At 59.3% G+C, this 819-nt stretch carries 1 protein-coding gene; it reads left to right on the plus strand.

Features of this window, described 5'->3' with window-relative positions; all coding sequences use genetic code 11:
• The coding region (locus BDI24065_RS40880) for a reverse transcriptase domain-containing protein (RefSeq protein WP_254609970.1) at positions 1-777 on the plus strand (777 nt) is incomplete at its 5' end.
• Positions 778-819: the final 42 nt, after the last annotated feature.

Below are 819 nucleotides of genomic sequence, written 5' to 3' on the forward strand. Positions count from 1 at the left end.
AAGGATCGGTGGGCGTGGAACTTCGCGATTCTCAAGCAGCGTCCTACTGTGCGAGAAAACCGGCAATGGAGGCCAGCAGTGGCCTACTGTCGGTATGCGGATGACTTCGTGATTGTGGTCAAGGGAACCCGCGAGCATGCCGAGGCGGTGCGCGAAGCGTGTCGTGGATTCCTCGAAGGTGAACTGAAGCTCACGCTGAATATGGAGAAGACCCATATCACGCACGTGAACGACGGCATCGTCTTCCTCGGTCACCGCATCATTCGCAAACGCGGACCACGCGGCCGCATGCGGCCGGTAACGACGATTCCGTGGGAGAAGTACCGGGGCTTTGCCGGGAGGCTGGTCAAGCAACTGTCGGGTAACTACGGCATAAATCGGATGGATCTGATGGAAAGCCTGAATCGGCAGATTGCCGGCTGGGCCGCCTTCTATCAATACACCGACTTCACGGCCACCATGTTCGGAAAACTGGACCGGACGGTCTTCTGGAAATTCGGATACTGGCTCGCGCGTAGGTATCGGCGCGGGTTCAGGTCGCTGATGCGCGACTATATCCGGGCACCGGAACCGGGGCAGGCCACGACATGGGTGCTGCAAGGCCAGAACAGTCGGGGTTGGTATGGGACGGTGGCGCTTCGGCGTCTTGTAACCAGTCGCAAGGGTCGATTCATGTGGCGTACGCCGTCGGAAAATCCGTACATCGCACGCGACGAGACACGCAACACCATCGAATCGCGCTATGCCGATGTCGCCTTTGCTATGAGCAACGCTTGAACGGAGAGCCGGATGCGCTGAGAGGTGCAAGTCCGGTTCGGG

Source organism: Burkholderia lata (assembly GCF_902499025.1).
Taxonomy (GTDB): Bacteria; Pseudomonadota; Gammaproteobacteria; order Burkholderiales; family Burkholderiaceae; genus Burkholderia; species Burkholderia lata_C.